Below are 9,717 nucleotides of genomic sequence, written 5' to 3' on the forward strand. Positions count from 1 at the left end.
TCCTCCCGCCCGTTGTTTGAACGAAACTGAATCACAAAACTATGCAATCAAACAAGAATTAATGGGTGTGCTGCCTAGAAATTGGCGGAGACATTAAGCCAGATCGTATCACTTTCGAACCGCCGTTTGGCCTCAAACTCAGTATAGTATTTCAGTTGCAGGCTGACGTCCTGGCCAAAGATATTTGCACCGTTGTAGGTCATGATCGGCCCGGCCCCGAAAACCCGTGCGCTCAGACTGTCTGCGCCCAGAAACGCCTTGGTGGACTCCGCCCCGGATCCGCTGTCGTCGCCAATTTGTTTGTAGGCGTATCCGGTGATGCCGACGGCCAGACCGGATTTGAAATGTTGCAGGGCGGCGGCTTCCAGATTGACCGCAGGTGCGTTCTGGTAATCGGTCGCGTCATTGCGGGTACTGAACAACAGGCTGGCTGCGCCTGAAAACTCCAATCCGGTTACGGGATCGAAATGTGTTATCGCAAAGACCGGTTGAAACGACCAAATGTTCTTTCCCGTGTTCAGGGCGTTGATGGTCTGGTTCTGGGCATCCACCGTCGCCGTTTCATAGCTCCCTGTCGGCGCGAAGATCGACAATCCCGCGCTGTAGTGAAGCTTGTCACTGTGCCAGCCGACGAGCCCGGTCAAGGTGATGTCACCAAAGCCGGACGTGCTGTCGGTAATCGGGACCCCTACGATCGGCGGGGTTTGCCCGACGAAGGAGAGATTGGCGTCGAGCACGAAGGGTATATTGAGATTCAGAGCCGGAGTTCCGCCCCACAACGTGGTATCAAAAACCTGTGTCAGGCTTACCTTGGCAAAGGTCAGTTCAATATCTGCATCCGCCCTGATGGGCAGACCGGCCAGAGACAGCCCTTCCACAGACCCTTTGGACCTGACGAGGTCCAATCCCGCATAGGTTCCGGGAGCTGGAACGACACCTGAAAAAGTCGTTCTGGACCCAAGCAGATAGGCCCCCATCCCCCCTTCGACGGCGAACGAGGGTGTGCCTGTGCCCACTGCCAGAAACGTTGCCAGAGCAGTGAATGTCGGTCGGAACATGGATGGCTCTTTCTGTGCACTTGCGTTTCGGGTGCGAACCCTTCTGGCTTGTCTTGTCGGGGTGACGGTCAATTTGCCGGGTTGTACCAGATGGGGGAACCCCAGGCGCGTTCCTGAATGACTGCCGGAACATTGGGCAATAAAGGCAACCCGGCGCGCACGGCGTCATAGGTGCTCCAGCGCGGGGTCGGGATTTCCAGCACGCGGGCATAGTAAAAGGCGCGCTCCTGTGGATCAAAATCGGGATCGGCCCAGTGCCCCATAAGGACAGGCGCACCAATATCATTGGTGAACTTCGCCGTTGTCAGGTCCACGGTATTGCCGACGGGTGGCAGTTTTCCGGTTCCGTTCATCGTGCGGTCGCCGGACCAGACGACATCACCGATCGTTTCGTGTGTTTCTCCTGCCGCGTCGACCCAGCCCTTGATGATCTGGACCCGGTCCAGATTGGCTCCGTCGGGGTCCTTCTGAGCGTAAACGGTGAAACTCGGAGCCTCGGAAAGGTCCGTCAGAGTGCCCCCCATGGGCGTTCCTTCGGCATATCCCTCTTCGGTCATCGCAACCGCGTCGGTGGGCGTCGCAAGATCCGCACCCCCGAACATGCGCACCTTGATGCGTGTGCCAGACGTCGCAAAGGTCTCGCGCCGTTTCATTGCGTCCCAGATGCTGGCGCGCGTGTTTTCCTCGGCCCAGACACCGGCCAGCGAGCCGATCGACAGATCTTTGCCGTCGATCCAGCCGCCAACCCCGGCGGTCCGGCGACGGTCTACGCTGCCATCTTCCGGTCCGTGACCGCCTATGAAGTCGTTTTCGGCAACATCACTGGTCAGGCCGTTGTGATTGTCCGTTCCACCGATAAAGCCAAGCTGGAATGGGTTGGTGCCCAGTTCCTGCGCGTTGAGCAGCCCGAGTTTCAGGCCTTCGCGTACGAAATCCCGCTTGGAAAACCAGCGATCGGAATTTTTCTGAATCGAATCCGCATTCTCGAAATTGGCGAATTCATCCGCCGTCCAGAAAGACCGGTGGACTTCGGAATTTCCCTTGATCTGCATCATCTCGATCAGGGGTTCCCATTGCGCCCGCGTGGCCGCCCACTCCGCTGTGATCGGGTCTCCAAAGCTGTCCACTTCCGGAAACATCAATCCTTTGGACGCGTTGGAATTATGTGGGATGGCCAGCGGGGTCGCACCGTCATCGGCGGCCTCTTGCAGCCAGGCCCAGAGGTCTTCGACCTTGTTCGAGTCGTAACTCGACATTGGCAGGTCCGGGGCCTTTTCGTCGCGGAAGATCACATTGCGATGCATGTTCCCACCGCCCGGCGCAGCAGACCATTCGAAGGCGACAAAGGCCGTGAAATTTCCGGGGTCATTGTGTGCCTCGGCCGCATCCACGATGATCTGCCAGCCGGATTTGGTTGTCTCAGGCCCCATGTAGAAAGGCGGATGAGACGGGTTGTCGCCCCGATTGTTCGAGACGACGTATTTGAAGAACCAATCCTGCTTGTCCTTAAGGCTTTCCAGCGTTCGCAGTTCTTCCAGATCGTCCTGTTCGTGCCCGGGCGCATCGGGAAAGATGGTTGAGTACATCTCGCCCAGGTATTCCACGTGATCACTGACGGCAACAAAGTCCAATGGGCGCTCCAACTGCTTGTGGCGCCCGTTGATCAGAACCGGCTCTCCCTTGGCAAAGCGCAGGCTATCGGATGGCATCAACCTTGCGCCACCGATATACGCATCGAGCGACAGGGCGGTGTGCATGTGCGTTTCGCCGAAATATGCAGTCTTGAGGGGATTGGGCTCGGCCATTGCTGCGCTGGCCAGAAGCACAATGAGGAGTGAAGTGGCAGTCCGTCTCATGAGACTTATCCTTTTGGGCTGAACCAGATTGGGGAGGAATAGGCCCGCTCCTGGGTGATCAGCGGGATGTGATCCGGCAGATCAAGGTCGAATTTCACCGCGTCATATGCGGTCCATCGGGGCGTGGGGATCTCGATCACGCGGGCATAGTAAAAGGCCTTGAGATCCGGGTCGAAATCCGGATCCTGCCAGACGGTTCCCAGTTCGGAGGCGCCGATCGTATTGGTCCATGCAGGAATGCTCAGGTTTACCGTGTTGCCGACCGCAGGCAGTTTGCCATCTTCGCCGGGAATGCGCTGGTCCGACCAGACGACATCGTAGACCTTTTCCCGGGGCGTTCCGTCACGATCAAGCCAGCCTTTGACGATCTGCACGCGGTCCAGGTTCGCCCCCATTGGATCGCGCAGAGCGTAGACAAGGAACGATGGCGCACCATCGCCGGGATGCAGATCCGCCCCCATCGGCACGCCTTTGGTATAGCCCACCAGCGCCAGATCCCGCCGGTACGCGTCGGCGGCGTCAAAATCCCAACCACCGAAGAACCGCAGCCGGATGCGCGTGCCGGTCGTCGCGTAGACCTCGCGGCGTTCCATCGCGTCGAAGATTGCGCCACGGGTATTCTGCCTGGCCCAGACGGCAGTCAGACCCCCGGTGATGTAGCGCCACGAATGATACTCGATTCCCTGCGCCTCGTTCTTCTTGGAGAGGTGGTTGGATCGGTGTTCGCTGGGTTCATAGGCCGTGAATTTCCCAAAGAAATTATCGTTATCCGGCGTCGACAACCCTGTGTGGGTGTCTGATCCACCCAGCAGCCCGAATTTGAACGGGTTGATCCCCAGCTCGTTTTCCAGTTGGAGCCCGCGTTGCAGGCCGGATCGGACGTATTCTCCCGGAAGCATCTGCGGTGTCTTGGCCTCAGAAGCATCCAAATTGCCCCAACCCCAGGTCTCAAAATCCGCAAATTCATCGTCGGGGGACAATATCGGGTTCGCTTCGCCGTCTCCCTTGATCTGGGTCGCCTCGTACAGCCGCTCCCATTTGTTGCGCTGTTCGGCATACCCCGCGTCGTAGGCTGCGCCGTCGGCAAAATCATCCTGAAGGGCGAACATCATGCCGTTGCTGAGATTGCCGTTGTGCGGAATCGCAGTGACATCGCCACCGGTTCTTTCCTCATAGGCCTCCAGCCATTTCCAAAGGTCCTTTGGGTCGCGGCTGCCGGTTGGCGGGGTCGTTGTATAGGGCACGATTTGCCCGGCACGCTCCGGCCCGTCACGGAAGATCACGTTGCGATGCAGGTTGTTGCCCTTCTCCAGCGAGGTCCATTCAAAAGCGATGAACGTGGTAAAGCGGCCAGGATCGTTGAATTCCTCGGCTGCCTGCATGATGTCGTCCCAGACACGCTTGTAAGCCGGATTGCCTGGCTGATAATTGAGCGCTTCGGATAATTCACCCTGTGAGAATTGGCGCACCAGTTCAACTGTGGCTTCCTGAGCTTTTGTTCCGCCTGCGTTGAACGCTTCGTGAAACTTCTTGCCGTCCGGGTCGGCCATGATGTTCGGCGTCCCGGCGATCATATCCATGATGGCACCCATGCCGTCGGAATGATCGGTGATCATGAAGAAATCAAAGGGCGTGCGCAATTTGACCGGCTGCCCGGTATTCGAAGTCACCTGTTCCCCACGGGCAAATCGGTAAGCGTCGCGCGGCATCAAGGTCGTCCCGCCGCCCCCCGCGTCCGCGGACAACCCGGTATGAACATGCGTGTCGCCGAAAAAGACATTTTCCGGAAACGCCCGGTCCGCATATGGCGAGTATGGTCGCTCAGGGAACACGGACGGAAGGCCCTGCATATCTATGGAATCCTGCGCCGAAGCGCCGGTGGCGAGACCCACCACGAGTGCTGTCGTCGCCCACAAACGTATTCCGTAATCCATACCGATATTCCCATTCCGCGGTTCAGTCGCTGGCCGACTTGACAGGCTTCTTGACGCTGCGCTCTCTCACATCATCAGAATTGCCAGCCACGCCGGTAACATGCCGCGCAGTTTCGGCGATACCAGACAAATTGCCAACATTGATTATGGTTTCATCGCCGCAGCATCCCCAGAAGAAGGTTCTGGTTGAGCGGTCCGGCCAGACCCAGATTTGTCTGCGTGAGAGTTTTTGCACTTGCCGCATATTCTACTGCAAGCGCATGTCCCGCGATTTTTAGGAACTTCTGCCGGGCACTTCAAGCAGAGACCTCCCCCTAAAGAACCCCGATTTCGGCCAGCGCGCGGTTCAACTCCACAGGAAGAGGCTCTTCGTCGGCACGGCTTTTGGGCAGGTCGGGGGGCGTATCTTCGGGTTTGAGATAGCGCCAGCCCTGAAAGGGCCGTTTCAGCGCGGATTGCACGCGGATCAATGCGGGGTCCGACACAATCGCACAGCGGCGGATGCCGTCCTGTCCGATATACTCGTCCAGCCTCAGGATGCGCTGCCGACAGGTCAGCACGCCCTTGATGACCCAGAAGATGGATCCGCCCGCAAGAATTTCGGCCTCGCGTTTGGGCCACATGCGGGTGACGTGACGCGGCAGGCCGTCTGGCGTCTGCGCCCGTTTGGTCGCTTGCCAGGCCGCCAGATCATCGATTGTCTCGGTCCCGACCGAGAGCTTGATCAAGTTGATGTACTTATCCACAGACTCACCTCCGACAGACACAAAATATTGTAGTGTACCTGTGCGAGACTGCAAGGTGTTGTGGTTGCCACACCCCTATATTTGGTGTCCGTATCATGATTTTTCACTAGTTGTTGTGGCGAAATTCGCATAGATTGCTTGCCTGCACTGTCGCCCAAAGAATCGACGACCACATTGAGGATGCCTGACATGACACGCTTTGCTGCGCCGATCGCCGAACAGATCTGGGATATGAAGTACCGGTTCAAGGAGGCTGACGGCACACCGATCGATGTCACCGTCGAGGACAGCTGGCGCCGGATTGCCAATGATCTGGCCCGCGTCGAGGAAGATCCGTCGCAGTGGGAGGGCAAGTTCTATGACGCCCTTGAGGATTTCAAATTCCTGCCGGCGGGCCGGATCACGGCGGGAGCGGGCACGGCGCGGTCGGTCACGTTGTTCAACTGTTTTGTCATGGGCACGGTCCCCGACAGCATGGGCGGCATTTTCGAGATGCTGAAGGAAGCGGCGCTGACCATGCAGCAGGGCGGCGGGATCGGCTATGATTTCTCGACCATCCGGCCCAAGGGCGCGGATGTGAAGGGCGTGGCGGCGGATGCCTCCGGCCCGCTGTCGTTTATGGATGTGTGGGACGCGATGTGTCGTACGATCATGTCGGCGGGGTCGCGCCGGGGCGCGATGATGGCAACGATGCGCTGCGACCACCCCGATATCGAAGATTTCATCACCGCCAAGTCCGACGCGGCCCGGTTGCGCATGTTCAATGTGTCGGTCCTCGTCACCGATCCGTTCATGGACGCGGTGAAGGCGGATGGCCCGTGGGATCTTGTGTTTGATGGTACGGTCTACAAGACCGTTCAGGCGCGCGCCCTGTGGGACGGTATCATGAAGGCCACCTATGATTACGCCGAGCCGGGCGTGATTTTCATCGACCGGATCAACGCGGCCAACAACCTGAGTTATTGCGAAACGATCGCGGCGACAAATCCGTGCGGCGAACAGCCGTTGCCGCCCTATGGGGCGTGCCTGCTGGGATCGATCAATCTGGCGCGTCTGGTGACGGATCCGTTCGAGGATGCGGCGGAGTTGAACGGGGCAGCGCTGACCGAATTGGTCGGCACGGCCGTGCGCATGATGGACAATGTCGTGGATGCGTCCAGGTTTCCATTGGAGGCGCAGGCGCGCGAAGCGGCGGCCAAGCGGCGGATCGGTCTGGGGGTCACCGGGCTGGCCGATGCCCTGTTGATGCTGGGCCTGCGTTATGGATCCGACGCGGCGGCGCGTCAGACCGAGGACTGGTTGCACGCGATCGCCCGCGCCGCATACCTGGCGTCAGTGGAGTTGGCGAAGGAAAAGGGGGCGTTCCCGCTGTTCGACGCCGAGGGCTATCTGGCCAGCGGATCGATGCAGGCCATGGATGCGGATGTGCGCGACGCCATTGCCGAACACGGCATCCGCAACGCCTTGCTGACGTCGATTGCGCCGACCGGGACGATTTCCCTCTATGCCGGGAACGTGTCGAGCGGGATCGAGCCTGTGTTCGCCTATGCCTACACCCGGAAGGTATTGCAGAAAGACGGGTCGCGCACCGAAGAGGAAGTTGTGGATTATGCCGTTCAGATGTGGCGTGACTTGAAAGGGGATGCGGCGTTGCCTGATTACTTCGTCAATGCGCAGACCCTGGCCCCGATTGACCACGTAAAGATGCAGGCGGCGGCGCAGAAATGGGTGGATTCCTCAATCTCCAAGACCATCAACTGCCCTGAGGATATCAGCTTTGGTGACTTCAAGGATGTGTACATGGCGGCCTGGGATCAGGGCTGTAAAGGGTGCACGACCTACCGACCGAACGACGTGACGGGATCGGTGTTGAGTGTTTCTGAAGAGAAAACTCCGGAGATGTCGACAGTTGGGGAACGGCTTCGCTGGGCACGCAAAGAAAAGGATTTGACCCTTGTTCAGGTCGGGGATTTGGTTGGATATTCAGCGCCTCACTTAAGCGGACTCGAAACAAATCAGAAAAACCTGTCACCGGATGGTGCTAAAAAGTTTGCTGAAGTATTAGGGGGCTCTGCGAGTTGGTATTTGTTTGGCGGATCTGAGGACCAAATTGTTGTAGCGACCGACGACGCAGAACCGATGCAACCCCACGGTGACGTCATTTATATGTCCGAGCCGCTGGACCGGCCATCGGCGCTGGAGGGCAACACGTACAAAGTCAAATGGCCCGACAGCGAGCATGCGCTTTATATCACCATAAACGATGTGGTGATCGGCGGCCATCGCCGTCCGTTTGAGGTTTTCATCAACTCCAAGAACATGGAGCATTTCGCCTGGACTGTGGCGCTGACCCGCATGATCTCGGCGGTGTTCCGGCGCGGGGGCGATGTGTCTTTTGTTGTCGAAGAACTCAAGGCCGTGTTCGACCCTCGTGGGGGCGCATGGATGGGCGGCAAGTATATTCCCTCCATCCTCGCGGCCATCGGTGGCGTCATTGAGCAGCACATGATCACCATCGGCTTTATCGCTGGTGAAGGTATGGGGCTGAAGGCTGATCCCAAAGCCGAGATCACGGGTGGCGGCGCGCCGAAAGGCAAAGCGTGCTCCAGTTGCGGCAGCTATGAATTGCGGATGGTTGAAGGTTGCATGACATGCGCATCCTGCGGGTTTTCCAAGTGCGGTTGAGGGTCGAGGGGCTTGATCTGATCCGCAAGGTAATTGAGACCCATTTGGGCGGTTTTAGCGCCCAAAAACAAGGTCATTAGCGCCCATGAATCACTAAGCCCTTGTTTTTAAATGATATGAGGGGGCGCCAGATTTCAGGATCTGGCGCCCCCTCGCTTTGGAAAGCTATTGACGGGATATCTGACTTTATGCTGTCTCAGAGTATGAAACCGAAAAAGCATATCCGCCTCATATGACTTCCTTGCTCTGCCCTCTTTCGGGGTCGGCCATCGATAGCTTGTCTACTTCTCCAGTGCTCATCTGATTTCCTGCCGGTCCCTTTCTCAGAACGGACAAGGACATAATTATGAAAGTCTCGAAACTTATCCACTTACCAAAACCTGAAGTCACTAAAGCTGCGGTCACCGAGCGCCTGACCGTATTTCTCCTAGAACTTCGCAAGAATAAACTCGCCAAAGAATTTATCGGTGACGATGAGAACTCGGTCGATCTGGGTCTCAATGAATTCGACGATGTTGCCGATGAATTGTCCGAAGGCATGGACCTTACCTGGGAAGACCGCAGGCGCATTCGAGACCGGGCTGAGAATCTCGTGCAACGCTGGAAGGTTGCGTCTGGTTTGGCGCACCTGAAAGAGGAAGAAGTTCAACGATTAAAACCGCTGATTTCAGGCGCTCGGTTGATTGAACCTGAAAGCGAGCATTGGGTGGATGAAGTCGTATCTGCCCTGCACGAAGAAATGCCGTGGATGGCGCCAGCCACACAAGAAGTCTGGAATGCTCTCCGGCATTGCGTCAGTATTGGAAAGCCAATCTATTTACCGCCATTACTTCTGAATGGCCCCCCGGGAATTGGTAAGTCAGTCTGGGCCCGGCGATTGTCAGAATTATTACACATCCCTCGGTGCGAGATTGATGCCAGCCTTGGCGGCGTTGGGTTTGCAGTTGCTGGCACGGAGAGGGGTTGGTCATCTGAACAACCAGGGCGACCATTGGAGATGATCCTTCAACACCTTGTGGGCAACCCTCTGATTGTGGTCGATGAAATCTGCAAATCTCAATCAACGACTTCACAAAAAGGGGCCAATCACTCGTTTTCAGATTCCTTGTTAAATCTATTGGAACCGGCAACTTCGGTGGCTTGGGAGTGCCCATATTTCCGCATCCGGATCGACATGTCCCATATCTCGTGGGTTCTTACCGCGAATGATGCCCAAAGAGTTCCAGAACCATTATTGATGTAGCGCGACAATCTGGATGCGAGGAGCGCGTCAATCAGGATGAGAATCCTTGGTCGCGACACTTGAGACGATGCCGTCGTTTTCTATCGCGATCAAGGGTTTTGTGTTTTTGATTGTCGCGGCGCGTCAATCAGCTTGGATGTTAGCCGGTGTCGCTCTTTGAGCTGGGCGCCCAGGCCCCTTTGCTTGTTCGGCGGC

At 57.4% G+C, this 9,717-nt stretch carries 6 protein-coding genes; 2 read left to right on the forward strand and 4 right to left on the reverse strand.

What is annotated here, in order from left to right:
* Nucleotides 1-74: 74 nt before the first annotated feature.
* From LC354_RS24165 to LC354_RS24180, 4 genes are all read right to left on the reverse strand, one after another.
* On the reverse strand, nt 75-1,058 hold the full coding sequence (locus LC354_RS24165) for a SphA family protein (protein WP_223428537.1): 984 nt from the start codon (nt 1,056-1,058) through the stop codon (nt 75-77).
* A gap of 68 nt (nt 1,059-1,126) precedes the next feature.
* Nucleotides 1,127-2,914, reverse strand: coding sequence for a DUF3604 domain-containing protein (locus tag LC354_RS24170; protein WP_223428538.1), 1,788 nt, complete (start codon nt 2,912-2,914; stop codon nt 1,127-1,129).
* Nucleotides 2,915-2,919: 5 nt separating this feature from the next.
* Nucleotides 2,920-4,848 (reverse strand): DUF3604 domain-containing protein, encoded by a 1,929-nt coding sequence (locus LC354_RS24175; protein WP_223428539.1) that lies wholly within the window; start codon nt 4,846-4,848, stop codon nt 2,920-2,922.
* Between the two features lie 314 nt (nt 4,849-5,162).
* Complete coding sequence (locus LC354_RS24180; RefSeq protein ID WP_223428540.1) at nt 5,163-5,594, reverse strand: DUF1489 family protein; 432 nt, start codon at nt 5,592-5,594, stop codon at nt 5,163-5,165.
* Between the two features lie 189 nt (nt 5,595-5,783).
* Here LC354_RS24180 and LC354_RS24185 point away from each other — a divergent pair, with 189 nt between their 5' ends.
* Nucleotides 5,784-8,279, forward strand: coding sequence for an adenosylcobalamin-dependent ribonucleoside-diphosphate reductase (locus LC354_RS24185; RefSeq protein ID WP_223428541.1), 2,496 nt, complete (start codon nt 5,784-5,786; stop codon nt 8,277-8,279).
* A 346-nt stretch (nt 8,280-8,625) separates the two neighbouring features.
* Complete coding sequence (locus LC354_RS24190) at nt 8,626-9,522, forward strand: AAA family ATPase (protein ID WP_223428542.1); 897 nt, start codon at nt 8,626-8,628, stop codon at nt 9,520-9,522.
* Nucleotides 9,523-9,717 lie beyond the last annotated feature (195 nt).

It is taken from the genome of Tateyamaria pelophila, from assembly GCF_019966495.1.
GTDB lineage: Bacteria > Pseudomonadota > Alphaproteobacteria > Rhodobacterales > Rhodobacteraceae > Tateyamaria > Tateyamaria pelophila.